Here is a 25,584-nt window from a genome sequence, read left to right on the forward strand (position 1 = left end):
AAACCGAGGCTGACTGCCCGTCTCCTCGACGGGCGCCCGCGCCGCTCCCTGGGTCGAGCGCCAAGCTGCCGATTGATTTGACTTTTTGCGGCCGCAGAAGAATGCATGCGACGCTTCCGTATAAGGCCCTGGGTCCTATAAAGGCCTGTGACGCAACCGTCAGGTGACATCTTCGCCCGCGGCCGGTGTTGTGCCGGCCCCTTCTCCCTCTCAGGCATCCATGACGTCCCTCTCCCTCCTCGCCCAGGCCGTGCCGCCCGAACAGCTCGGGTGGCTGAGCCGCAAGCTGCTCGGCGTGACCCTCACCAGCGCCGAGTGGGTGCTCTGGCTCCTCGTCATCCTGTCCGTGCTCTCCCTCGCGCTGATGCTCGAGCGCGCCGTCTACTTCACCACCCACCGCCTGTCCGACTCGGAGTCCCTGGCGGTGCGCCTGGCCCGCGGTGAGTTCGACGCCGTGCGCTCGGCCATCGAGGGCAAGAAGGGCATGGAGGCGGCCGTCATCCGCGAGGGTCTGGCCTCCACCTCCCAGGGCGCCGACACCGTGGAGCAGGTGATTGCCTCCACCGTCGCCCGCGAGCGCCCCCAGTACGAGCGCTACCTGTCCTTCCTGGGCACCCTGGGCAACAACGCCCCCTTCATCGGGCTGTTCGGCACGGTGCTCGGCATCATCAAGGCCTTCAACGACCTGGGCGCCAGCAACGTGAAGGGCGCCGCCATCCAGCAGACGGTGATGGGCGGCATCTCCGAGGCGCTCGTGGCCACGGCGGTGGGTCTGGCCGTCGCCATCCCCGCGGTGGTGGCCTTCAACATCTTCAACCGCCAGCTCAAGACGCTCACCAGCCGCACCAACGCGCTGGGCTACGCCCTGGTGGGCAGCCTGCGCTCCGAAGTGCGCAAGGGCGCCACGGCCGGAGAGGGGAAGTAGCCCATGGCCGGCGGTGCGAACGAGGATGAGGACGAAATCACCGGCATCAACGTCACCCCGCTGGTGGACATCGTGCTGGTGCTGCTCATCATCTTCATGGTGACGGCCAACTTCATCGTCCGCGAGACGGTGGAGGTGGATCTGCCCCGCGCGGCCAATGGCGGCGAGACGGTGCAGGGGCTGGTCAACGTGGTCATCGACAAGGACGGCAAGCTCTACTTCGACGGCGCCGAGGTGCCCGAGGACGAGCTGATGCGCAAGGTGACCGAGGCGGTCACCAAGGACAAGGACACGCGCGCCATCATCAGCGCGGACCAGGCGCTGCCGTACGGGCGGGTGATGCGGCTCATCGACGTGGTGAAGGGCCAGGGCATCGCCAAGTTCGCCCTCAACATCCAGAAGGACGCCGCACCCACGCCCGCCGCGGCCGCGCCGGCGGGACCTTAAGGACACGAGCCGCGCACCATGAGTCAGCAGGTCCTCGACGAATTGCCGCTGCCGCCCGCCCGCTCCTCGGGGTGGGTGATGGCGTTCGTGCTCGCCTCGGTGGGGCTGCATGGCCTCGGGCTGCTGGCGCTCAGCCGGCTGAAGGATCGTCCGGTCAGCGTCGCCCAGAAGCCGGTGGAGCTGGTGATGGTGGAGGTGCAGAAGCCTCCGCCCCCGCCGCCCGAGCCGCCCAAGGAAGAGCCCAAGCCGCCCCCGCCGCCCAAGGTGAAGGCCCCCAAGCCGCCGCCCATCAAGGTGGCCCAGGCGGAGAAGCCGCCCCCGCCGCCTCCCAACGAGCCGCCCCCGCCGCCTCCTCCCAATGAGCCGCCGCCGCAGCCGACCAAGCCGGTGCCGCTCGTGGTGGGCATCTCCATGTCCTCGACCACCAGCGCCGGCGGCTTCGCCGCGCCCGTGGGCAACACCGCCTACGGCAAGGTGGACCCGACGGCCAAGGCGCCCACGGAGGTGAAGGAGTACGCGGCGCCCAAGTACACGCCCATCTACCAGGTGGACTCGGAGCCCAGCGTGCTCTCCGAGGTGAAGATTCCCTACCCGGAGGAGGCGCGCCGCGCCGGCATCGAGGGCACGGTGACGCTGTCCATCACCGTGGACCCCGACGGCAAGGTGGTGGCCGCGAAGATCGTCTCCGGCCCGGGCTACGGGCTGAACGAGGCGGCTCGGGACGCCATCCGGCGCTTCCGCTTCAAGCCGGCCATCAAGGGCGGAGAGAAGGTCTCCACCGAGATGAAGTACGCCTACACCTTCCTGCTGGACTAACCCTCCCGCTGCGCTGGAGCGGGGGGCGGAGTCGGGGCCGCGCGGGCCTCGGCCCGCCGGGTCTCCAGGTTCCGCACGGCGCGCAGCATCACGTCACGCAGCGCGCGCAGGTCCGCGGGCGCCAGGCCGGTGATGGCCTCGGGGGGCTGGGACAGGCGGGCGATGAGCCGCTGTCGCAGTTCCCAGCCCGCCTCCGTGAGGGCCAGCAACTTCACGCGCCGGTCATGCTCGGCGCTGCGCCGCTCCACCAGGCCGCGTGCCTCCAGCCGGTCCACCAGGCCCGTCACGTTGGAGGCGTCACACGCCAGGTAGTCCGCCAGCACGCTCATGGGCTGAGGCCCCTCCGCCAGCGTGCGCAGCACATGGGCCTGCACCGGAGACAGCTCGAACTCGGAGGCGATGGCCGGGAAGTGCCGCATCATCTCGTGAATGACTTCGAACAGCGGCGCCCAGGCCTGGCGCGCCAGGTCCTCCTCGGGCCGAGGCGCCTCCGCGCGCTGCTTCGACTCCAACCGATCCCCTTGCGTCCCACTCATGCCCCTATCGTAATTCACTGGATGCACATGGACAATTGAGCTTCTCAATAATTGAACATTGCAAGCTTGGCGCGGAACCAGGCACCCGGGTGGGTGTTTCGTGCTGGCAAGGGAGGCAGTGGGTGTGTTCCATGCGCCCCGCTCACGCAGGACGGCCCAGGTAGGCACGGGCCTTGGAGGATCTATGTCGCCCCTTCTGGTGCTGGCGCTCGCGGTGACGACGGCAACTCCGGTCCTCACGTTGGACGAGGCGCTGGCCGAGGCCCAACGCAAGAACCCGGACCTGAAGGCGGCGCGGGCCCGGCTGGCGCAGGCCGAGCAGAGCTCTCGCAAGGCCTGGTCGGGCTACCTGCCCACCATCGTCGCCAGCGGCGCCTACACGCGCAACTCGGACGAGGCCAGCATCTCCCTGCCCACCGTGAGCGTCATCCGGGACGTGGGCGCGCCCACCAGCGCGCCGGGCGATACCGAAGGGACGCCCACCAACCTGGCGCTCATCCCCACCGAGTTCGAGGAGGCGGTCATCCAGCCGCTCAACGCGCTCAACGCGCAGTTGGAGGTCCGCCAGGCCCTCATCGTCCCCACGCTGTGGGCGGGAATCCAGGCGGCGGCGCAGGCCGAGGAGCTGGCGCGGCTGAGCACCGAGGCGCAGCGGCGGGAGGTGCTCTTCATCGTCGCGCAGGCGTACTACGGGGCCGCGGCGCAGCAGGAGTCCCTGCGGGCACAGGCGCGGCTCCTGGAGCTGAACCAGGCGCGGGAGAAGGACACCCAGGCGCGCTTCGATGCGGGCACGGTGACGCGGGTGGCGCTGCTGCGCGCGAAGCTGGACCGGACACGCGCCGAGCAGGATCTGCTGCGCTCGCGCAACGCGCTGGCGTCCGCGAAGCTGGCGCTGGCCACGCTGCTGGGGCGCGGCCCGGACTTCGAGCTGGCGCCGCCGCCGGAGCCACTGCAGCCGCGACAGGAGGGAGAGGAGATGCTCCAGCACGCGCTGACGGAGCGGCCGGACGTGGCCGCCGCGCGCAAGGGCGAGGAGCTGGCGGAGACGAACCGCCGAGGGGCCTGGTACGCCTACCTGCCGACGGTGGGGCTGTCCGGAGCGTACCGATGGAGCAACGTGGGCGGCTTCACGGGCGAGGCCACGACGTGGCTGGTGACGCTGTCGGCCTCGTGGACGATTTGGGACGGCGGCCTGCGCGAGGCGACGCTGAAGGAGCAGTCGGCGAAGGTGGCGGAGGCCGAGGCGCAGCGCGAGGGCGCGGAGGCCCGGGCGCGCGAGGAGGTGCTGCGCAATCAACTGGAGCTGGAGAGCGCGCTGGCCAACCGCTCCAAGGCGAGCGAGGCGCTGGAGCTGGCGCGGGAGTCCCAGCGGCTGACGGACATCAGCTTCAAGGAGGGCATGGCCACCTACCTGGAGGTGGCGGACGCCAACGCGGCGCTCACGGCGGCGGAGGTAGGGGATGTGGCGGAGCGGCTGCAGGCCTCGCTCGCGGCGCTGCGGCTGCTCAAGGCGGTGGGCTCCTTCTCACCCACCGAGCCCCCCGCGCAGCTGGCCCCCAATTCCCAGAGCGCTCCGGCGCAGCCGACTCAACCGCCGGCGCCCTGAGCCCGGGCGATGGGCGTCACGTCCCCTTCGGACTCCTGCGCGTAGTAGATGCGCTCGAGGAGCTTGCGCTGGTGGATGATGGGCTTGTCGTACTTGCCCAGGCGCATGCCCTTGAGGCTGTACGGCGTGTCCGCGACGAGCGGGATGAAGTTCGCGTCATCGCGGATCTCGAACCAGGCGAGCACGGGCTGGGCCATGCGCACCACGGGCATCAGGACTCGGAAGCGCGGGTCCTGGAGCTTCAGGAACGCGAAGACGTGGAAGCGCGTGGTGCGAGGCGTCTCCGGCACCATGAAGATGGCGAAGTGGTGGAGGAAGGGGCGCGGCGCTCCGGAAGGCGCGCTCCAGTAGATGGTGTAGCCGGTACGCACCGGATCGAAGCGCGTCACCCAGTCGTTGTGGAAGAAGTCTCCGGGCTTGAGCATCAGCAGCCGGATGAGCGAGCTGGCACGCTGGGGAGCGCGGTAGCGCACCTCCGTCCGGTCCTCGTGGTTCTCCGCGGAGAACTCGATGGCGCCGGTGTCATGGTCATCCCAGCCCAGGCGGGTGTGGACGAACGGGGTGTGCTCGTCCTCGCTGAAGTTGTCGAGCGCCACGTGCAGCGGCGCGCGGAAGAGCATGGAGAAGGAGCCGGTGAGCTCGAAGCCCTCGGGCGCGAAGTCCGGGAAGGCCGACAGCGGCGTGTCCTTCGAGGCCAGCCACAGGTAGCCGTGGCGTTCGACGACCTGGAAGGCGCGCGCGTCGCACTTCTTCAGGTCCGGCTGGCTGGGGCTGCGGCCCTGGCCCTCCGCGTCGAAGTGCCAGCCATGGTACGGGCACGCCAGCCGCCCATCCGGGCGGACCTTGCCGGCCGACAGCGGGGCGAAGCGGTGCGGGCACGCATCCGCCAGCGCCGCGGCGCGCCCCGTCCCATCCCGGAAGAAGGCATAAGCGCGCCCCGCCAGTTCCACCCGCACCGGCTTCTTGCGAAGCGAGCGAGCGGGCAGCACGGGGTGGAAGAAACGCGTCACATCCGGCATCGGCTCCATGCTCGCCACGCTACCTCCCCTGGGAGTAGGCCCGACCGACCGGGCAACGCCCTCCAATAGGTTACACTCCCAGGGCCGTGGACACTCCCCCTCCCCGCCGACGCCGACGCCTGCTGCTCGTGGTGGCCGCCTTCGTGCTCCCCGCCGTGCTTGGGGTGGGCGGCGTGTTCCATGCGAACGGCCTGCTGCCCGCCTCCGTGCCCGACTCCGAGGCCCCCTTCAGCTACGCGCGCTACGCGCGGGTGCTGCGGCACGTGAAGCCAGACGGAGACGTGGACTTCTCCGCCATCGGCCGGGAGCGCCAGGAGCTGGACGCCTTCGTGGACTCGCTGGCCAGCTTCTCGCCACGCTCGCGGCCAGAGCTCTTCCCCAAGTCCGAGGATGCGCTGGCCTACTGGCTCAACGCCTACCACGCGCTGGTGCTGCAATCGCTGGTGGACGAGTACCCCTACCTCGAGAGCGTACACGCGCCGTGGCTGGGGCGCTTCTTCTGGGGCCGCTCGTGGCCGGTGGGAGGCCGGCGGCTGACGCTGTGGGCGCTGGAGCACCGCGTCCTCCTGCGGGAGTTCGCCGATCCGCGCATCCACCTGGCGCTCTTCCGAGGCACGCGCGGCGGGCCGCTGCTGGACGGGGCGCCCTTCGAGCCCGCCTTCCTGGACTCGCAGCTCAACGACGCAGCCCGCCGCTACGTGGGCGACAAGCGTCACGTGCGGCTGGAGGGCAACACCCTGCACCTGTCCCGCGTCTTCGAGACGCACCAGGCGGACTTCCTCGCCGCGCTCCCGGCGGGCCGCCGCGGCAGCGTGCTCCAGTTCGTCTGGGCCTTCCTGCCGGACACGTGTACGGACCGCCCCGGCTGCGACACCCGGGCAGACCTGGACCGGGTGTGCGGCGTGAAGCTGGACCAGTGCCAGATCGTCTACGTCCCCGAGGACGGAGCCCTGCCGGACGCCGCCGCGCGCCCGGTCCGGACGGCGACGCCCTGAGCCGCCCTACGCCGGGACATGCCGGCGACCCAGACCGCCCATGTCGTGCGGTGGCTCCACCGGCTCCTCGGCGGCCCGCTCCCGGCGAGAGCGCCACGCCTTCTCCGCGCCGATGACCGGCAGGATGATGGCCGCCACCAGCGCGGACCAGCCCAGCGCCCCCCAGCCCAGCGCCGCCGTGCCGAACACCTTCTGCATGAAGGGCAGGTAGATGAACCCCGCTTGCAGCAGCACCAGCACGCCGATGCCCACGAAGACGGCGGGGTTGCTGAACAGGCCCAGCTTGAAGACCGAGCCCCTCAGGCTGCGGCACATCAGCATGTAGAAGATCTGGAACAGGATGACGGTGGTGACCGCCATGGTCTGCGCTTCTTTCAGCGCCACCTCTTGCCCCACGCGGGGGAGCTCCGCCCGGTACTCCCACAGGAACAGGCCGAGCGCGCCGCCCGCCATGAGCACGGCGGCCACCAGCGTGCGCACCACGACGAAGCGGCTGAGCACCGGCTCATGGGGATTTCTCGGCGAGCGGCGCATCACGTTGACCTCCTTGGCCTCGAAGGCCAGCGGCAACGCCAGCGCGATGGTGGCCACCAGGTTGATCCACAAGAGCTGCGTGGGGAGCATGGGCATCAGCGGCGCCAGCTCGCCCGCCACGCTCTGGATGGGGAAGAAGGCCACGCTGAAGGCCAGGATGAGCGCCAGCCCCAGGTTGGTGGGCAGCACGAACGCCAGCGACTTGATGAGGTTGTCGTAGACGCGCCGGCCCTCCTCCACCGCCGCCGCGATGGAGGCGAAGTTGTCGTCCGTGAGGACGATGTCCGCCGCCTCCTTGGACACGGCGGTGCCGGTGATGCCCATGGCCACGCCGATGTTGGCCTGCTTGAGCGCGGGCGCGTCGTTGACGCCATCGCCCGTCATGGCCACCACGTGGTGCCGTGACTGGAGCGCGCGCACCAACCGCAGCTTGTGCTCGGGCGCCACGCGGGCGAACACGTTCGTCGAGGCCGCCACCTCCGAGAGCCGCGCGTCGTCCAGCTCCGCGAGCTGCCGGCCCGTCACCACCGAGCCGTCCTTGTGCAGCCCCAGCTCCCGGCCGATGCTCTCGGCTGTCTTGTGGTGGTCGCCGGTGATCATCTTCACGACGATGCCGGCCTCGTGGCACGCCCGCACCGCCGCGATGGCCTCCTCGCGAGGCGGGTCGATCATCCCCTGCAGCCCCAGCAGGCAGAAGCCTCCCGCCACGTCCTCCATCTCCAGCTGGTCCCGCGTGGCGGGCAGCTCCTTCATGGCCACCGCCAGCACGCGCATGCCTGCCTCGGCCATGCGCTCCACCTCGGCGAGCACCGCCTCGGGGCTCAACCCCTGGGACAGCTCGCAGCGGCGCAGGAGCACCTCCGGCGCGCCCTTGAGGAAGACGTGGCGACCGCCCTCCCCGTTCGCGTGCAGGGTGGCCATGAATTGGTTCTCCGACTCGAAGGGGATGGCATCCATCCGGGCGAAGCGCTCGCGCGCCTCCTCCACGCGGATGCCCGCCTTCTCCGCCACCACCAGCAGCGCGCCCTCGGTCGGGTCTCCCGTCAGCCCCCACGTGCCATCGCCTGGCAGCAGCGCCGCGTCATTGCAGAGCACCCCGGCGCGCAGCAGCTCCCGCGCGGCCGCGGGCACCCCCTCCACCGGCACGCCGTCCTGGTGCAGGCGGCCCTCTGGCGCATAGCCCACGCCCGAGACGAACCACGCCCCGCTCGGCGTCCACAGCGCCTGCACCGTCATCTCGTTGCGCGTGAGCGTCCCCGTCTTGTCCGAGCAGATGACGGTGGTGCTGCCCAGCGTCTCCACCGCGGGCAGCTTGCGGATGACAGCCCGCCGCGCCGCCATGCGCTGCACGCCGATGGCCAGCGCGATGGTGACGATGGCGGGCAGGCCCTCGGGGATGGCGGCCACCGCCAGGGTGATACCCACCAGCAGCGCCTCGCTCGCCTCGTAGCCGCGCAACAGCCCCACCCCCAGCAGCACCACCGAGACCAGCAGGATGCCCACGGTGAGGTAGCGGCCGATGGAGGCCAGCGCCTTCGTGAGCGGCGTCTGCATGTCCACCGCCTCGCCCAGCAGCTTCGAGATGCGCCCCAGCTCCGTCGCCGCGCCCGTGGCCACCACCACCGCCGTGCCCGTACCCGTGGCGACGAGCGTGCCGCCGAAGGCCAGGTTGGAGCGGTCTCCCAGCGCGGCCTCCTCCGCCACCGGCTGGAGCTGCTTGTGTACCGGCACCGACTCCCCCGTCAGCGCGGCCTCCTCCACCTGGAGGTTGCGCACGGCGATGAGCCGCATGTCCGCCGGTACCTTGTCCCCCGAGCACAGCAGCACCACGTCCCCCGGCACCAGTTCCGCCGCCGGCACCGTCACCTTGTGCCCTTCGCGCAGCACGGTGGCCGTCTCCGGCACCATGCGCGAGAGCGCCTCGATGGCCTTGCCCGCCCGGAACTCCTGCACGAAGCCGATGAGGGTGTTGAGCACCACCACCGCGAGCACCACCAGCCCGTCCGTCACCTTCCCCAGAGCGATGGCCAGCGCCGCCGCCCCGAGCAGCACCCAGATGAGCGGGTTGTTGATCTGCCGGAACAGCACCCGCCAGGGGCCGCTCTGGCTCTCGCGCTCCAGGACGTTGGGGCCATAGCGGGCCAGGCGCTCGCGGGCCTCCGCCAGCGAGAGGCCCTCGGGCGTGCTTTGAATGCGTTCCAAGGCCGCCTCGGGAGCGAGCGCATACCACGCGGCGACCGGTAGGTTCCTCGGCGGCTCTGTCGGGGACGAGTGCATGCGGGCCTCCAGGCGGAAAGATGGGGATCCTCCGCCCGGGACGCCGCTCCCCGTGTCTCCCAGGAAGGGCCCGTCAGGTGCGGGTGAGTGGCACCCAGCAGCGATCCGCGTGAGAGCGGCGGATGGCATCCAGCACGCGCTGGTTGTGCCAGCCGTCCTCCAGGGTAGAAGCTCCCGGGAGCGTCCGGGCCCCGGAGCGCAGCGCCTCGGTGATGGCGCGGGCATAGCGCCAGAAGCCCTGGGACCACTCGTTGTCTGGCATCCCAGCGGGCAGCCGCTCGGGCGGTGGCAGTGCCACCGGCTCCCACGTCCGGCTGCCCACATCCGCGCGCCACAACTCCAGGCCCGCCAGGCGCAGGGCCCCTCGCGAGCCGACGACCTCCACCCCGTGCTGCGGCTGGCCCGGCTCCACGGCGGACAGGCTCATCGTCGCCGTGAGCTCTCCGCCAAAGCTCAGCAGCGCCTGCACCTCGTCATCCGCCGTCACCGCGCGGGGCGCTCCGGTCTCGACATCCGCCCGGGTGGCCACGTGCGTGGCCAGCACGCCCAGCACCTCCGTGGGCTCGCGCCCCAGCAGGAAGCGCAGCGAGTCCACCGCGTGCGAGCCGAGCGCGCCCAGCAGGCCGCCGCCCCGCGACAGGTCCGACCACCAGTCCCACCCCATCTGGGTCCCGGCGCGGAAGTCGCTGCCGTAGCGCACCCGGGCGTGGCGCAGCGTGCCCAGCGCTCCGGACTGGATGAGCTCGCGCATCTTCTGCCGCGAGGGCAGGAAGCGCAGCTCATGGTCCATCAGCGCCAGCACCCCGCGCTGCTCGGCCGCCAGCCACATGATCTCCGCCTGCGTGGCGTCCAGCGCGGTGGGCTTCTCGCACAGCACCGCCTTGCCCGCTTGCACCACCGCCAGCGCCATCTCGTGGTGCAGGTGCGGAGGGGCGACGATGCTGACGAGGTCCACCTGGGGGTGGCTCACCACCTCGCGCCAGTCGCTGGTGGCATGGGCGATTCCCAGGTCCTTCGCCGCCGCCTCCGCGCGCTCGAGGCGGGCGCTGGCGATGGACACCACCTCCACGCCGGGACACGCGCGGAACGCGGGCACCTGGGTGGAGCGCGCGAAGCCCGTGCCGATGATGCCGACGCGAATGGGCTGTACTTCGGTCATGAACTCTCCGTGAAGGCCGGAAATTGTCTCTGGGCTTCCAGCTCAGGCCCGTCCCGCGGCCTGCCGCCCTCGGCGCGAGAGCGCGTCGATGGAGGCCGCCACGAGCAGCACCGCTCCCGTTACCATGAACTTCACCGAGGAGGACAGCGCCAGCAGGTCCATCCCGTTGGAGATGGAGCCGATGACGAGCGCGCCGAGGATCGCCGACCACGCGGAGCCGCGCCCGCCGAAGAGGCTGGTGCCGCCAATGACGGCGGCGGCGATGGAGTTGAGCAACACGTCGCCACTGCCCGAGGACTGGTTCACCGCCAGCAGGCGCGAGGCAGCGAGGATGCCGCCCGCGGCGGCCATGGTGGAGGCCAGCGTGAAGATGGCCACGCGGATGTTCTCCACGCGGATACCGGCCCGCCGCGCCGCCTCGGCGTTGCCGCCCACCGCGAAGACGTGACGGCCAAAGCGCGTGTGCTTGATGAGCAACTCCAGCAGCAGCACGAAGCCCGCGAAGAGCAGCGAGGCCAGCGGCAACCCCCGGTCCTGCACGAAGATGGCGACGGCCACCAGCACCGCGCCGGAGATGACTACCATCCGCGCCACCGTGGAGCGCAGATGCTTCTGGGGCAACCCCGCGGCCGTCCGCCGCCACCGCTCCACCAGCACCGTGGCCACGTAGGTGAGGATGATCAGCCCCGCCACTGGCCAGGCGATCGCCGGCGCGAAGAACGTGCCGGTGAGGCCGGTGATGAGCGGGTGATTCAGGTTCACGGTGCCGGTGCCGCCCAGTACGAACAGCAGCGCACCCTGCCACCCGAGCAACCCCGCCAGCGTCACCACGAAGGAGGGCACGCGCAGCTTGGTAATCCACAGGCCATGGAACAGGCCGATGGCCGCGCCGGTGCCCAGCCCCGCGAGGATGGCGGGCACGGGCGCCCACTGCATCTTCACGTTGAGGATGGTCATCACCGCGGCGGACAGGCCGCTCACGGCGCCCGCGGACAAATCAATCTCTCCCAGCAGCAGCACCAGCACGATGCCCGCGGAGATCGTCCCCATGGCGGCGATCTGCAGCATGAGGTTGGTGAGGTTGACGGCCGACAGGAAGCGCGGGTTGGCCAGGTAGAAGATGAGCCAGATGACGCTCAGGCCGACGATGACGGGCAGGCTGCCCAGCTCGCCCTGGGACAGGCGGCGACGGAAGCCCCGCCAAGCGCCCATGAGCCCAGGTTCATCCTGAATCAGGCGCGGGTCGACCGCGCCTCCACGGGGGGCGTTCATGTCTGCTCCGTCTTCAGCGTGTCGACCACCTCGGCCTTGTGCGCGCCGGTGATGGCGGAGACGACCTCCACCTGGTTGGTCGTCTTCACATCGAAGGTCGCCACCCGCTTGCCCAGGCGCATCACGATGATGCGGTCGGCCACGGAGAACACGTCCATCAGGTTGTGGCTGATGACGACGACTCCGAGCCCCTGCTCTCGCAGCCGGCGGATGAGCTCCAGCACCTGCCGCGTCTGCGCCACGCCAAGCGCCGCGGTGGGCTCGTCCAGCAGCACCATCTTCGGCGCGCCCATCATCGCCCGGGCCACCGCGATGGACTGCCGCTGGCCGCCCGACAGCGAGGCCACCTGCGTGCGCACGCTGGGGATGCTCACGCTCAGCCGCTGCAACAGCTCGGAGGCCTGCTGCTCCATGGCCGTCTCGTCCAACCAGCCGGCCACCTTCCCCACCCCGCCCACGCGCACCTCGCGGCCGAGGAACAGGTTGCCCACGACGTCCAGGTTATCGCAGAGCGCGAGGTCCTGATACACGGTGGCGATCCCCAGCGCGGAGGCCGCCTTCGGTCCGTTGAGCGACACGGGCCGACCCTGAAAGAGGATCTGGCCCTCGTCGATGGGGAGGATGCCCGAGATGATCTTGATGAGGGTGGACTTGCCGGCTCCGTTGTCGCCCACCAGGGCGACCACTTCACCGGCGGAGACCTCGAAGTCCACCGCCGTGAGCGCCTGAACAGCTCCGAAGCGCTTGGAGACTCCTCGCAGCGCCAGCAGCGCGTTCTCGGACATCCGTCCCTCCTGGGTTACTGGAGCTGCGCCGTGGCGCAGGCGTCCTTGTAGCTGCCCGCGCAGATCTCGTCGGCCTTCCAGAAGCCATCGGCGACGACGGTGCTCTTCACGTTCTCCTTCGTCACCGCCACGGGCGCCAGCAGGATGGCCGGCACGTCCTTCTGGCCGTTGTTCACCTTGGCGTTGACCTTGCCAGCGGGAGCCGGCTGGCCCTTGGCCAGCGCCACCGCCAGCTCGGCGGCCACCTCGGCCTCCGGCTTGATGGCCTTGTAGACGGTCATGAACTGCTCGCCGGCGACAATCCGCTGGATGCCGGCCAGCTCCGCGTCCTGCCCGGTGACGGGAGGCAGCGGGTTGACGCCCGAGGCCTTCATCGCGGCAATCGCACCGCCGGCCGTGCCGTCATTGGCCGCGTACACGCCGACAATCTTGTCCTTGCCCAGCGAGGTCAGCGCCTGCTCCATCTGCTGCTGCGCCTTGTCCGGGCTCCAGTCCGGGGTGTCGTACTCGGCACCCACCGTCAGCCCGCTGCCATCGATGGCGGCGTGCGCGCCGGCCTTGAACATCTTCGCGTTGTTGTCGGTGGGCGCACCGTTGATCATCACGATGGTGCCGCTGGCCTTGCCGTCCGCCTTGAGCTTGTCCACCAGCGCCTGGCCCTGGAGCTTGCCCACCTTCTCGTTGTCGAACGAGATGTAGTAGTCCACGTCCGCGCCGGTAATCAGGCGGTCATAGCTGATGACGGGCACCTTGGACTGCTTGGCCCGCGCCACCGTGGCCGCCGCCGAGGCCGAGTCCACCGGGTCGAGCACCAGCACCTGGGCGCCGTTGGTCAGCGCCGCCTCGGCCTGGCTCTGCTGCTTGGCCGCGTCCTGGTCCGCGTTGCTGTAGATGACCTCGCACTCCGGGCACAGCTCCTTCACCTTGCGCTCGAAGTGCGGCCGGTCGTGCGACTCATAACGCGCCGTCTTCGACTCGGGCAGCAGCAGGGCGATCTTCGCTCCCGCGGCCTTCTTCTCACCGGTGGCGGTGGCGGTGGCGGAACCTCCCGCCGGCGCCTCCTTGTTCTCACTCTTGCACGCAGGAGCCGTCAGCATCAGGGCCGCCAGCGCCGCCGAGGCGCCAATGCGGGTCTTCAAAGAACGCGTATCCAATCGTCCATCCCTTTCTTCAGTGGTGACCGCTGTAGGGAAAACGGCGGGCATCCTGTCGTCCCCCGCAGGCCGCCGCAAGACATTGGTGTCCCACCGCCACCTGCCTTTCGCAGACAGCAAGAATTCCCTTTATAGGGATGTCGCTGGGCGGGTCCTCAGACCAGCAGCGCCGCGCCGATGAGGCCACTGTCGTCGCCCAGCTCGGCCATGTTGATGCTCAGGTGCTCGCGCGAGACGGTGGAGGACAGGGCCCGCACGCCCTCTTCCACATAGCGGCGCAGGCCGGGGCAGTTCATCAGCACTCCACCGCCGAGGATGAGCCGCGCCGGGTTGAGCACGGTGATCATGTTGGCGATGCCCATGCCGAGCATCTGCCCGGCGCGCTCGTGGATCTCCCGCGCGGCCGGGTCGCCCGCCTCCGCGGCCAGCTCCAGCGTCACCGGGTTGAGGGTCGCCGGGTCTCCGCCCGTCAGCCGGGCCAGCTCGGGCGAGCGCCCGGCGGAGAGCAGCTCGCGCGCCTGGGCGATGAGGTTGTGCCCACCGGCGTACGCCTCCAGGCAGCCGCGCTCGCCGCAGCCACACAGCCGGCCTCCCGGGATGACCTTGGTGTGCCCCAGCTCTCCGGCCACGCCCCCGGCGCCGCGCACCAGCTGGCTGTTGGCGATGATGCAGCTGCCCACGCCCGAGCCCACGAAGGCGACATACACGTCCTGCGCGCCCCGCCCGGCTCCGGCGTTCAGCTCGCCCCAGGCGGCGGCGGCCAGGTCATTCACCACGCGCACCGGGTGCCCGAGCCGCTCCGTCAACATCGCCCCCAGCGGCACGTTGCGCCAGCCGAGGTTGGGCGCCACCGCCAGCACGCCCGAGTCGCGGTGGATCTGCCCCGCGGCGCCGACGCCACACCCGCGCACCTCGACCCGTGCCTCGGACAGCGCCTCGGCGGCCGCCAGAGCGATGACCTCCACCACGGCCGCGGGGCTGCGCTCGGCCAGCGGCAACTTCGCGGAGGAGAGGATCCGTCCTTGCTCATCCACCACGGCGGCGCGGGCGTTGGTCCCGCCCAGGTCGATTCCCAGCGTCGGCATCAGTGCGCTCCCTCTCTCTCCTTATATACGCGCCGGAAGCACCGGCCGACTACGCTCCAACCTCGCGCTTGACCTTCTCCAGCGTGCCCTCGACGAGCTGCTGGATTTCCTTGAGGCGCTCGGGGGTGCTGGCCTCGAAGCGCAGCACCAGGATGGGCTGGGTGTTGGAGGCGCGGATGAGGCCCCACCCGTCCGGGAAGGTGACGCGCACGCCGTCCACGTCGACGATCTGGTGGCCCGCGGCGCGCAGGGCCTCGGTGGCGCGCTTGACCAGCTCGAACTTCTTCTCCTCGCGGGTGTCCGCGCGCAGCTCGGGCGTGGAGTACGTCTTGGGCACGTCCGCGAGCAGCGCGGAGAGCTTGCGCGGCTCGTGGGTGAGGATTTCGAGCAGCCGAGCCGAGGAGTACACGGCGTCGTCGAAGCCGAAGTAGCGGTGCTTGAAGAAGATGTGGCCGCTCATCTCTCCGGCCAGTTCGGCGTGCGTCTCCTTCATCTTCGCCTTGATGAGGGAGTGGCCGGCCTTCCACATCACCGGCTTGCCGCCGTGCTTGGCGATGTCGTCATAGAGGGTGTAGCTGCACTTCACCTCGCCGACGATGGCGGCGCCCGGGCTCTCCTTGAGCACGTAGCGGCTGAAGAGGATCATCAGCTGGTCGCCCCAGAGGATGTTGCCCTGGTCGTCGATGACGCCGATGCGGTCGCTGTCGCCGTCGTAGGCGATGCCCACCTCGGCCTTCTCGCGCTTCACCGCGGCGATGAGGTCCTCGAGGTTCTCCACCACCGTGGGGTCCGGGTGGTGGTTGGGGAAGGTGGCGTCCATCTCGCAGAACAGCGGCACCACGTCGAAGCCCATGGCCTGGAACAGGGGCACGGCGATGGCGCCGCCGGTGCCGTTGCCCGCGTCGATGACGATGCGCATCCCCTTGCGGCCCACCTTCACCGTCTGGCGGATGAAGTGGTTGTACGGGGTGATGATGTCGAAGGGCGTCACCGTGCCGGGCTTGTCGTCCTGCACGAAGTCGCGCGCCTCGATGAGCTTGCGCAGCGCCTGGATTTCGTGGCCGTGGAAGGTGGTCTTCCCCGCGCCGATCTTGAAGCCGTTGTACTCGGGCGGGTTGTGGCTGCCGGTAATCATCGCCAGGCCATCCACCGGCAGGGTGTTGGCGGCGAAGTAGGTCAGCGGCGTGGGCACCACGCCCACGTCGAGCACGTTGAGGCCCGTGGAGGTGAGGCCCTTGGCCAGCGCGTCGCGGAAGCGCGTGGAGGACTCGCGGCAGTCGCGGCCCACGACGATGGAGCGGCCATGCTGGCGGCGGATGATGGTGCCCAGGCCCTTGCCGAGGAGCTCCACCACCTCGACGGTGAGGTCCTTATCGACCAGGCCACGGATGTCGTACTCGCGGAAGATGTGCGTATTCATTGAACCAGAGTCCTCGCCCTCCTACCGGCAGGAGGGGTAGCAACAGAGGGCGGCGGACTCTACACAAGCGCGGGCCGGAGCGGTAAACGCTCACGGCCCGTGCGTGTCGGGTTTACTGGAACCCTCGGAGGTCCAATCACTGTCCAGGTTGGGCGCTCCAGGTCTCCGCGCCACGAGGCTGCCGGCCATAGGCCTCTCCCGGCGCCAGCGGCGCCAGCCACAGGAGGTCCAGCGCCGTGCGCCCATCCGCCGCGTAGAGGGCCACCTCGGGGCGCTCGGGGTTCAGCGTCGCGGAGAGCCGCGCCGAGGCCTCGGGGGCCCCCTGTCGCAGGGTGACATACCCCCGCGCGGGTACGGTGAGAGCGGGTGCGAGGGATTGGGTCGGCTCGCGGGTGAAGCCAGACAGGTAGAGCCCCTGGAGGGACACCGGGGTGTCCCCGCGATTGTAGAGCTGCACCCAGAAGGCGCCCGTGGCGTCCCGGCCCACGCGGTCGATGACGAGCCCGCCCCGGCCATGGGCCTCGAGGGCGGAGAGCTGGGTGAGCAGCCACGCGCGGCGCTCGCGAACGAAGCGGCGGAGGAACTCGGGGCTGTAGGCGGCGTGGGCGGGGCTCACGTGCGGGTCCTTCGCCTGCCCGTTGGGGCCCGCGAGGATGAAGGGCGCGAGCAGCTGGTGCATCGCGTCGATGCGCGCGCCCAGGTTCTCCTCCGTGAGCCACGTCTCCAGCAGCGTGCGCAGCCGGGCCACGTAGCGGGCGCGCAGCACCTCGTCATCGGCGATGCGGGTGGAGAGCGTGCTCCACGCGGGCTTCATGTCCAGCACGCCCAGGCCCCGGCGGAAGTCGGCCAGCTCGTACACGAGCGGGTCATACGCGGTGAAGCCCAGCGGCGGCCGTGCGGCCTTGCTCGCGGTGCCCTGGCGGATGTTGGGGTTCTTCCGGTTGTAGAGCGACAGGGCGTTGTTCAAGTCCCAGGGGACGTAGAACCAGCGGCCGAGCTCCCGGCTGTAGACGAAGTAGCTGCGAGAGTCGACCTGGTAGTCATTGGAGATGAAGGTGTCGAGCACCATCCAGGACAGGTAGTCGTCGAGCGCCAGCTTCTCCTCGACGAAGGCGCGGAACTCATGGGGCGGCGTGCGGTTGATGCCGTCGATGAAACTCCAGAGCCGCTCCCACGGCTGGTCCTCGTTGGTGCGCTTCTGCCACGCCTCCATGTACGCCTCGCGGGGCGGAGGGCGCATCTCGCAGTCGTGCATGCCGCAGCGGTAGATGTCGCCGTCGGAGTCCAGGGCGTGCGCCTTGAGGAAGGGTTTGTCGATGGACTCCACCTCCGTGTAGACGCCCTCGTACGCGCCATTGACGGTGAGGTGGACGAAGCGGGCGCGCGGCACCTTCATCCCCACGCTGGCGGCCACGTCGTACCAGAGCTTCTCCGTGAGGTAGCCGCCATCCTTATAAGCGGCGAGCAGCTCCAGGCGCTTGGCGCCTCCGAAGCGGTCCTCCTTGTCGAAGCGCACCTGCCAGGGCTTCTTCGGCTCGAAGCGCGTGGAGCGGCCGCGGTAGCGGATCTGCACCGTGTACGTGCGGCCCTCGGCGGAGAACTGCGCGGGGACGAGGTACTCCCGGTCTTCGATGTGCTGCTCCAGGGCGCGCAGGTGCTCCGGCTGGATGGTGAGCGCGTACGTGGGGATGGAGGTCTGCAGCGCCGGCCACGCGGGAGCGGGAGGCGGCTTCTGCCCGGGCCCGGAGATGCCCCCGTCCGGAGAAGTGCCCCCATCCGGCGAGGTGCCCGCGTCGGGCTTGCCCACCGGCGGCGAAGTTCCCGCATCCGGCACCCCCGCATCGGGAGGCAGCGTCCCCGCGTCCGGCGGAGGCTCCGGTTGCTGCTGGCCGGAGGTGTCCGGGGGGAGCGAGGAAGGAGTCGGGCTCTCGGTCGCGTCGCCGCATGCGCCGAGGAAGATCATTCCTAGAAGGAGTACCAGGTGCCTCATGCTCCCACATCGGAGCAAACAGCGCGCCAGGACCCCGGCGAGGCTCTCACTCGGAGACAGGGAAACGGACGACTCCGCGCAGGGAAACCTCGTACCGCGGAGAGCGTACCGGGGCGCGGGCCTGAGCCTCTACGGAGACACCGTGGGCACGGTGGTCGTCATCGGGCGCAACCGGCGCTGGAGGGCCCAGTAGTGCCGCTGCCAGGTCAGGTTGAGCGGATCCAGGGCCAGGGCCTGGGCATAGCACTCGACCGCGGCCTTCGCGGAGTTCTGGGTCTCCAGCGTCCGTCCCTGGGAGAAGAAGGCGCGGGCGCGCTCCTCGGTGCCAGGGCGCGCCGAGAGATACGCGCGGCGCAACGGCTCCACCTCCCGGTCCGTGAGGCCCATGGCGATGCAGCGGGCAATCCCATGGGGGTTGCCGCGCAGGGCATCGAATCCCACGCGAGCAAGCGGCTCGCCGAGCGTCCGGCGGGCCGACTCCACATGGGCGCGCAGGGTCTCCAGCTCCTGCCGCTGGCTGGTGGGCAGGGTGCGCCGCCAGAAACCCTCCAGGCGACGCAGCGCGGAGTCGGCGCGCTGGCGCACCTCATCGAAGCTCGCGGAGGGCGGCAGGCCCAGGAGCATGTACGGGTCCCGCCCCAGCGCGGCGGTGCGAGACAGGAGCTGCGCGAGCTCCGCGTCCGCGGGCGGCTCGGCGGGGCCGGCGCGCGTGTGGGAAATCAACGTGCGCAGCGCCCTCGAGGGCTCGGCGAAGTGGACGAAGAAGCCCGCGGAGACGCCCCAGGCGTGCGCCTCGTCCTGGGAGACATGGCGCACCACGTCTCCGGCGCAGATGACCGCCTGCCCCTGGAACGAGAGCTCCATCGGAAGCCGCGAGGCGAGCGGCGGCGGCGGCCCATCGAAGGCGATGAAGAGGCCCTCGGCCGACACGTCACTGGCGCGCACCACGCGAGGCTCGGGGCTGCCGAGGCACCCCACGCGCACGCGCAGGCCCGAGGGCGCGGCGGCGCGAGGCGCGGCGGCCTCGAGGGTCACCGCCTCCTTGGGAGCGTTGCGCACGGACTCCTCGAGGGCGAAGCGGAAGGCCCGGGCACTCGGGAAGCGCTCCTCGGGGCGCCGCGAGAGGGCCTGCATCACCACCACGGAGAGGGCCTGCGGCACGCGCGGGTCCAGCACATGCGGCGCGGGAGGACGAATCTCCTGCTGTCCCAGGAGCACCTCGCCCATGCGCCCGCGCCCATAGGGCAGGCGCCCGGTGAGGAGCCGGTAGCCCAGGACGGCCAGGGCGTACACATCCACGCGGACATCGGCGGCGGTGGTCTCCCACTGCTCGGGAGCCATGTACGCGGGCGAGCCCAGCGACATGCCCGAGGCCAGCTCCTTCTTGGAGAAGCCCGAGGCCAGGACGCTGGCCATGCCGAAGTCGAGCACCTTGACGCGCCGCTGTCCGCGCGCGTCCTGGGTGAGGAAGAGGTTGTCCGGCTTGAGGTCACAATGCACCACGCCCCGCGCGTGGGCGACCTCGAGCCCTTCGAGCACCTGCGAGAGCAGCCCCACGGTCTCGGCGGGAGACAGCGGCAGGGGCAGGCACGAGAGCGGCTCGCCGGACACGTACTCCATGAGGAGACAGGGCAGGCCGCCCGGGCCGGGACGCGCATCCAGCACGCGCGCGATGTGGCGATGCACGACGCGGCTGGCGACGTTGGCCTCCACATAGAAGCGGGAGCGCACGTGCGGATTGGAGGCCAGGTGCGGGTGCAGCACCCTCACGGCGAACCGCGCCCCGGAAGGCGGGTGGCAGGCGAGGTACACGGTGCCGGTGGCACCGGTGCCCAGCAGTCGCTCCAGGATGAGCGGCCCGTGCATCTGGCCGACGAGCGACTCGATCTCCTCGACCCGAGGAGTACGCGAAGGAGCCGGGCACTCAGCCCCGGCGAGATGTTCTTGCTGGCACCGAACACACTGCATCGACGCCCCCCAAACGCAGCTTCACCACGTTGCGTCATCAGGGCAGTGCAACCTTCGTGCAGAGGCGCGGACCCCCTTTCGAGGGGTAATGGACGCTCCAACCCCCCGAAGAGACGGGATCGGCCCTGGAGCGCTGATCCAGGCAGCCGTCATTTTTACCGGCGCGTACCCGGAAAAACTCCCTTTCCTGGAGGATTGGGGACGGAGCAGAGGAGCGCCGCTTCCCTGCCCCGCCCGCACGTTTCCCGCCAGGGCCCTACCGCTTGCGCACGTTGGCGGCGCGCTGGAGGGCGGTCTGCTTCTTGGTGCCCTCCTCTCCCCGCATCCACTCCTTCATGGCGGGGACGACCTGCTTGGTCCAGCTGCGCCCGGCGCGAATGGCGATGAAGGCCTCGACCAAGGCGGTCACCATCCCGGAGAGCTGCTCGGAGAGGTAGAGCCGCTCGGAGAGGCGGGCGTCATCATCCTCGCTCATCAGCTCGGGCAGCTTGGCGGCGCGGATGTCGAGGAACTCCGCGTCGAGGGAGAGCTCGAACGCCTTCTCCCCGTGGGTGAGCATCATCCGCGCCTGGTGGACGAGCAGCCCTCGGTCCAGCGCCTCGCGCACCTGCTCCGAGTAGGGCGCCATGGCGCCGCGCGCGGACAGCTCGGTGACTTCCCCGCTGATGCCGCGCAGGACGATGCGCCCGAGGAACAGGACGGTGACACCGGCCTTCTCGAACTGGGTGACCGGGTCGCCCGACTCCGAGCGCCACAGGAGCCAGGTGAGGAACTCGCGGCCCAGATACGCCTTGCCGCGCAGCAGGGCCTCGCGGGCTTTGCCGCGTTCGACCTCGGCCTCGTCCTGCTTCTCCTCGGTGGCGCCACCATCGACGCCGACATCTCCGCGCATGAACGCCGCTTCGGCGCGGGCCTCTTCACGCTTCCCCATGGCTCACCTCCGCCGGCAGGTCCACGCCGATCAGCTCCGCGGTCGGCCCGAGAGTGGACTCGTCGATGCCGGTGCGCGCCGCGATGGCGGCGGGGACCAGCGGTTGCAGCTTCACCTTGAAGCCGGTCTCCACGGCGTTGAGGACCTCCTCCACGGCGGTGCGCGAGGCGGCCCAGATCTGCAGCTGCTGGCTCTTCAGGTTCCAGCTCAGGTCATGCACCTTGGTGCTGGGCACGGCGCGGTTGCGGAGCACCTGGCGCAGCGAGGCCTTGTTCTCGGCCTTCTCGGCGCGACTGGGCGGGCGGCCCTTCTCCTTGGCGAAGTTGGCGGCCCACTTGTCGACCTCGGCGCGGAGCACGGGAGCGGGGATCTTGATCTGATCGATGCGGTAGCCGAACAGCGCGTACTCCCCATAGTGGAGGCTGCTGGTGGGGAACTCGGTGGAATCGTGGTTCTCCAGCTCCACGAAACCGACGGCGCGCTCCTCTTCGGAGCGTCGATCAATGGGGACGAAGGCACGGGCCTTGAGCGCTTTGGTGAGCCAGCGCTTGAGGTCCGCGGGGGCTTCCTCGGCGGGCTCGACGAGGAAGCGGGAGAAGGTGACTGCACCACGGAGGACGGGCATGGGGCGCGGCAGAATGAGGATGCGGGCCGCGCTCGTCAAGACGCCACGGGTGAGAGAATTCGCGCTGGATTTACAGGTACTTCTGGCGCTTACGAGCCTTGAGGGCCTCGACGACCTTGCGCACGTCCTGGCTCTTGTCCTTGGGGACCACGAGGATGGCATCGCCCGCGTCGACGACGACGACATCCGTCAGGCCCACGACGGCCACCGGGCGCTTGTCGCCCAGCACCACGCAGCCATCGCAGTCCACGACGATGGACTCGGCGCCGGAGACCACGTTGCCGCGCTCATCGGCGGGGCGCACCTCGGGGATGGCGGCGAAGGAGCCCACGTCGGACCAGCCGAAGTCACCAGGGAGCACGGCGATGTTGGAGGCCTTCTCCATGACGCCATAGTCGATGGAGATGGAGGGCAGCTTGGGGAAGACGCGCTTGAGGACGGAGCCGAAGGTGCGCTTGCCCACCGCGGCGCGCAGGGCCGCCATGCCCTTCTTCATCTCCGGCATGTGCTGGGCGAAGGCCTCCAGCATGACGTCGGCGCGGAAGACGAAGATGCCGCCATTCCACAGGAACTCCCCTGAGGACACGTAGTTACGAGCCGTCTCCAGGTCGGGCTTCTCCTTGAAGGCCTTCACCTTGCGGCCGCCGCCCTCCAGGGGCTCGCCGAGCTGGATGTAGCCGTAGCCCGTCTCGGGGCGGTTGGGCTGGATGCCCAGGGTGACGATGTGACCGCCCTCGGCGATGCGCGCCGCCTCGGCGAGCGTCTCGCGGAAGCCCTGGGGGTTGGCCACGTGGTGGTCGGAGGGAAGGACGACCAGGATGCCCTTGGGGTCCCGGGCGGCCACCTGGAGCGTGGCGAGCGCGATGGCCGGGGCGGTGTTGCGCGCCATGGGCTCCACCAGGAGGTTCTGCTTGGGCAGCCCCTTGACGAGCTTGGCGGCGGCCTTGGCGTGCAGGGGGCCGCAGACGATGAAGGTGTTCTTCATCGAGGCCAAGCCCTTGAGCCGGGAGGCGGTGTCGGTGATCAGCGGACTCTTGGAGGCCAGGGGGAGGAACTGCTTGGGGCGGGCCTGCCGGGAGAGGGGCCAGAAGCGGGTGCCGGAGCCGCCGGCCATGATGACGGGGTAGAGAGCCATGCGGCGGCGCACCATAGCGCCTCCTGGCCGGAAGGGAGGCGACTTCGGTGCTTGCCGGCCTGGCTGCTCTCCAGGCGGCGCTGCGGCGGGCAGAGTTTTGACCCCGTGGCCAAAAGCCAGTCTCATGGCCCGGCGTTGGACTTCAAGGCCAAATCCACCGGGTGGACGATCGTCCTCACGGCGGCGCTCGCGCTGGGACTCTCCCTGGCGCCGCTGCCCGAGGTGTTTCGTCCGATCCCCAGCCTGCGCAAGGAAGGAGAGCTCGCGCCGCGCCTGGCCGAGCTCGTCCTGCCGCGCTCGCTCACCGGAAAGGGCGCCACCGCCCAGCCTGTGGATGACGTGCTGACGGCGGCGCCGCCGGGCCCACCTCCCGAGGAGACGCTGCCGGCCGAGGACGAGGCCGCCGAACCGGAGAACGAGGTGGTGACCGCCACCGCGCCTCCGTCGGACCTGGAGGGCCTGAGCACCCTCACGCGGGCCCGCGCGCTCTCGTTGGAGGCCCTGCGCGAGAAGATGGGCTCGCAGCACGTGGACATCGAGCCGGGCTGTCGGCGCAAGGGCGAGGCGGGGTGCGAGGAGAGCGGGCTGGCGCCGTTCTTCGCGGCGCTGAACGAGCTGCGCGAGGATCGGCGCACGCAGCCGGTGCGGGTGGTCCACCTGGGTGACTCGCTGATCGCCTCGGACCACATCACGGACGTCATCCGCGCGCGGCTCCAGGAGCGCCACGGCTCGGGCGGCAAGGGCCTGCTCTTCATCGACCGGCCCACGGGGGCGGGGCGCACGGTGCGCGCGGGCTCGGCCAGCGAGGGCTGGCAGATCACCCGCATCATCGACCGCAACTATCCGAAGGACCGGCTGGGCCTGACGGGCGTGGCCTTCGCCTCGGCGGGCACGAGCTCGCAGAGCGCGCGCTTCTCGGTGGAGGGCTCCCGCACGGCGGAGCTCTTCTTCCTGACGCAGCCCAACGGAGGCACGGTGCAGTTCAGCGCGGACGGCAAGCCGCTGCAGCGGCTGCTCACGCGCTTCGAGCCAGCGGGAGTGGCCTTCTCGCGCTTCACCCTGCCCGAGGGAGCGAAGACGCTGTCGCTACAGTCCCAGGGGAAGGTGGAGCTGCACGGCATGTCGCTGGAGAACGGGCAGCCGGGCATCGTCTACGACACGGTGGGGTTGCCGGGCGCGACGGCGGAGGTGTTCCTCCGGGCGCAGCGCGGGGCCTTCCGCGCGCAACTGCGCCACCGCCGGCCGTCGCTGGTGGTGCTGATGGTGGGCGGCAACGAGGCCTTCTACATCTCGCGCAACCGGACGACGCCGGCGGAGATCCGCGCCACGACGAAGGAGCTGGTGAAGGCGGTGCGCGAGGCGGTGCCAGACTCGGCGTGCCTGCTGATGGCGCCGCTGGACGCGGCGGTGCGCACGATGGGCGGCGAGCTGGTGCCTCGGCGCGGCTCGAAGGAAGTGGGAGACATCCTGCGCGAGGTGGCGAGCGAGGGCGGCTGTGCCTTCTGGGACGCGCTGAGCGCGATGGGCGGAGAGGGAGCCTCCATCAAGTGGCTGTCGGCGGGGCTGCTCAACGAGGACCTGGTACACCCGCGAGCCAGGGGCTCGGACCTGCTGGGCCACCTCTTCGACTTCTCGCTCCAGCGCGCCTATGCCAAGGCCCACCAGCCGCTGCTGCTGGCGGAGGATCCACCGGGGCTCATCGACGCCGCCACGGCGCTCAAGGGCACCTTCGCGCGGATGCGCGCGTTGGAGCAGGAGAAGAAGGACGCGGAGCGGCTGGGCATCCTCCAACTGGGCGCCTCGCACACCGCTTCCCACGTCTTCACGGACGCGGTGCGAGGCGCGCTGAGCAAGAAGCTGGGAGACGGTGGGCGCGGCTTCATCGCGGCCGGCAAGCCCTCGCCCCGGCTGGCGATGGCCCATGTCATCCGAGAGCTGAAGGGCGAGTGGCGGGTGGAGGACGCGATGAAGCAGGAGGCCCAACCCGGCGAGGTGTGGGGCCTGTCCGGAATCCGCGCGGTGGGTGCGCCCGGAGCCTCGCTGCGCCTCGAGTTCTGCGAGGGCTGCGCGCCCGCGAAGACACCCGAAGCGAAGCTGGACCTGTACTGGCTGGACGCACCGGGAGCCGGGAAGCTGGAGGTGAAGGTGGACGGGGAAGTCATGCCCGCCGAGGAGCCTCCGGCCACGCCGCTCACCGCGCCCACGGTGCGCATCCGCTCCTTCCCGGTCACGGGCCCCGCGCACACGCTCGAGGTGACCAACGTGGGCGAAGGCCCCATCACGGTGCTGGGCGCGTCCCTGGACTTCGAGCCGCCGGGCGTCGTCTACGACGCGGTGGGCCTGCCCGGCAGCACGGCGTTCACGCTGAGCCACTACGAGCCCACGGCGCTGGACCAGCAGCTCTCCGCGCGCAAGCCGGGGCTGCTCGTCTACTGGTATGGCACCAACGAGGCGGCCCTGCCCGAGCTCGACGCGGAGCAACTGCGCAACGACTACGTGGCGTTGATCTCCCGGATGCGCGCCAGCACGGGCGCCGAGTGCCTCATCCTGGGGCCCACGGACCGGCTGGTGCAGGACGCGAGCGGGCGATGGACCGAGGCCGCTGCGCTGGGCAAGGTGCTCACCACCCTGCCGGCGGTGGCGAAAGAGGCGGGCTGCGCCTACTGGTCCGCGCGCGCGGCGATGGGAGGCGAGCGTTCCATGCTGCGCTGGCAGCGCTCGGAGCCGCCGCTGGGACACCCGGACGGGGTCCACCTGACGCAGGACGGCTACGAGCGGCTCGCGGCCTCCTTCATGAAGGAGCTGCTGGCGGCGTACGAGACCTTCAAGCTGGCGCCCGGAGAGCAGGTGAAGGCGCCCATCACCACGCCCGCGCCGACGGCGCACAAGGCGGAGGGAGGCTGAC

General features: G+C 70.4%; 20 protein-coding genes. 6 read left to right on the forward strand and 14 right to left on the reverse strand.

Annotated features, from left to right (window positions below):
• Positions 1 to 220 precede the first annotated feature (220 nt).
• From SYV04_RS13830 to SYV04_RS13840, 3 genes are read left to right on the forward strand one after another with little or no spacing between them, the layout of a single operon-like run.
• Positions 221 to 925 carry a MotA/TolQ/ExbB proton channel family protein gene (locus tag SYV04_RS13830; protein ID WP_321546209.1) on the forward strand — a complete coding sequence of 235 codons (705 nt, stop codon included), beginning with the start codon at positions 221 to 223 and terminating at the stop codon, positions 923 to 925.
• A gap of 3 nt (positions 926 to 928) precedes the next feature.
• Positions 929 to 1,372, forward strand: a complete 444-nt coding sequence (locus tag SYV04_RS13835; RefSeq protein ID WP_321546210.1) for an ExbD/TolR family protein — start codon at positions 929 to 931, stop codon at positions 1,370 to 1,372.
• A gap of 18 nt (positions 1,373 to 1,390) precedes the next feature.
• The gene (locus SYV04_RS13840) at positions 1,391 to 2,188 is read left to right on the forward strand and encodes an energy transducer TonB (RefSeq protein WP_321546211.1); all 798 of its coding nucleotides are present in this window, start codon (positions 1,391 to 1,393) and stop codon (positions 2,186 to 2,188) included.
• On the opposite strand, the gene SYV04_RS13845 is transcribed toward SYV04_RS13840, so the two are convergent.
• Positions 2,185 to 2,724, reverse strand: a complete 540-nt coding sequence (locus SYV04_RS13845; protein ID WP_321546212.1) for a MarR family winged helix-turn-helix transcriptional regulator — start codon at positions 2,722 to 2,724, stop codon at positions 2,185 to 2,187. The two genes, SYV04_RS13840 and SYV04_RS13845, sit on opposite strands and share 4 nt — an antisense overlap.
• A gap of 184 nt (positions 2,725 to 2,908) precedes the next feature.
• On the opposite strand from SYV04_RS13845, the gene SYV04_RS13850 reads away from it, so the two are divergent.
• Positions 2,909 to 4,330, forward strand: a complete 1,422-nt coding sequence (locus SYV04_RS13850; RefSeq protein ID WP_321546213.1) for a TolC family protein — start codon at positions 2,909 to 2,911, stop codon at positions 4,328 to 4,330.
• Here the strand turns inward: SYV04_RS13850 and SYV04_RS13855 are convergent.
• Positions 4,312 to 5,358 (reverse strand): Rieske 2Fe-2S domain-containing protein, encoded by a 1,047-nt coding sequence (locus tag SYV04_RS13855; RefSeq protein WP_321546553.1) that lies wholly within the window; start codon positions 5,356 to 5,358, stop codon positions 4,312 to 4,314. The two genes, SYV04_RS13850 and SYV04_RS13855, sit on opposite strands and share 19 nt — an antisense overlap.
• 77 nt (positions 5,359 to 5,435) lie before the next feature.
• On the opposite strand from SYV04_RS13855, the gene SYV04_RS13860 reads away from it, so the two are divergent.
• Positions 5,436 to 6,344, forward strand: coding sequence for a DUF547 domain-containing protein (locus SYV04_RS13860; RefSeq protein ID WP_321546214.1), 909 nt, complete (start codon positions 5,436 to 5,438; stop codon positions 6,342 to 6,344).
• Between the two features lie 6 nt (positions 6,345 to 6,350).
• Here SYV04_RS13860 and SYV04_RS13865 read toward each other — a convergent pair whose 3' ends face one another.
• The 12 genes from SYV04_RS13865 to SYV04_RS13920 form a co-directional block, all read right to left on the reverse strand.
• Positions 6,351 to 9,155, reverse strand: a complete 2,805-nt coding sequence (locus tag SYV04_RS13865) for a cation-translocating P-type ATPase (RefSeq protein WP_321546215.1) — start codon at positions 9,153 to 9,155, stop codon at positions 6,351 to 6,353.
• 73 nt (positions 9,156 to 9,228) lie between these two features.
• Positions 9,229 to 10,314, reverse strand: a complete 1,086-nt coding sequence (locus SYV04_RS13870; protein WP_321546216.1) for a Gfo/Idh/MocA family protein — start codon at positions 10,312 to 10,314, stop codon at positions 9,229 to 9,231.
• 42 nt (positions 10,315 to 10,356) lie between these two features.
• Positions 10,357 to 11,586, reverse strand: a complete 1,230-nt coding sequence (locus SYV04_RS13875) for a sugar ABC transporter permease (RefSeq protein ID WP_321546217.1) — start codon at positions 11,584 to 11,586, stop codon at positions 10,357 to 10,359.
• Positions 11,583 to 12,371, reverse strand: coding sequence for an ATP-binding cassette domain-containing protein (locus tag SYV04_RS13880; RefSeq protein ID WP_321546218.1), 789 nt, complete (start codon positions 12,369 to 12,371; stop codon positions 11,583 to 11,585). Before SYV04_RS13880 ends, SYV04_RS13875 begins: the two co-directional genes overlap by 4 nt.
• A gap of 14 nt (positions 12,372 to 12,385) precedes the next feature.
• Positions 12,386 to 13,468, reverse strand: a complete 1,083-nt coding sequence (locus tag SYV04_RS13885; protein ID WP_321546554.1) for an ABC transporter substrate-binding protein — start codon at positions 13,466 to 13,468, stop codon at positions 12,386 to 12,388.
• Between the two features lie 212 nt (positions 13,469 to 13,680).
• Positions 13,681 to 14,610, reverse strand: coding sequence for an ROK family protein (locus SYV04_RS13890; protein WP_321546219.1), 930 nt, complete (start codon positions 14,608 to 14,610; stop codon positions 13,681 to 13,683).
• A gap of 49 nt (positions 14,611 to 14,659) precedes the next feature.
• Positions 14,660 to 16,030, reverse strand: coding sequence for a phosphomannomutase/phosphoglucomutase (locus tag SYV04_RS13895; protein WP_321546220.1), 1,371 nt, complete (start codon positions 16,028 to 16,030; stop codon positions 14,660 to 14,662).
• Between the two features lie 136 nt (positions 16,031 to 16,166).
• A complete protein-coding gene (locus SYV04_RS13900; RefSeq protein WP_321546221.1) occupies positions 16,167 to 18,020 on the reverse strand; it encodes a CotH kinase family protein in 1,854 nt (617 codons plus the stop codon).
• Between the two features lie 129 nt (positions 18,021 to 18,149).
• Complete coding sequence (locus SYV04_RS13905) at positions 18,150 to 19,886, reverse strand: serine/threonine-protein kinase (RefSeq protein ID WP_321546222.1); 1,737 nt, start codon at positions 19,884 to 19,886, stop codon at positions 18,150 to 18,152.
• Positions 19,887 to 20,244: 358 nt separating this feature from the next.
• Positions 20,245 to 20,919 carry a hypothetical protein gene (locus SYV04_RS13910; RefSeq protein ID WP_321546223.1) on the reverse strand — a complete coding sequence of 225 codons (675 nt, stop codon included), beginning with the start codon at positions 20,917 to 20,919 and terminating at the stop codon, positions 20,245 to 20,247.
• Positions 20,906 to 21,544, reverse strand: a complete 639-nt coding sequence (gene rdgC / locus SYV04_RS13915) for a recombination-associated protein RdgC (protein ID WP_321546224.1) — start codon at positions 21,542 to 21,544, stop codon at positions 20,906 to 20,908. Before rdgC ends, SYV04_RS13910 begins: the two co-directional genes overlap by 14 nt.
• Positions 21,545 to 21,614: 70 nt before the next feature.
• Entirely contained in the window at positions 21,615 to 22,679 is a 1,065-nt protein-coding gene (locus SYV04_RS13920) for a mannose-1-phosphate guanylyltransferase (RefSeq protein WP_321546225.1), read from the reverse strand.
• Between the two features lie 105 nt (positions 22,680 to 22,784).
• Between SYV04_RS13920 and SYV04_RS13925 the strand changes: the two genes are divergently transcribed.
• Positions 22,785 to 25,583 (forward strand): GDSL-type esterase/lipase family protein, encoded by a 2,799-nt coding sequence (locus tag SYV04_RS13925; RefSeq protein WP_321546226.1) that lies wholly within the window; start codon positions 22,785 to 22,787, stop codon positions 25,581 to 25,583.
• The last annotated feature ends 1 nt before the right edge of the window (position 25,584 follow it).

The sequence above is a fragment of the Hyalangium ruber genome (assembly GCF_034259325.1).
Classification (GTDB): Bacteria; Myxococcota; Myxococcia; order Myxococcales; family Myxococcaceae; genus Hyalangium_A; species Hyalangium_A rubrum.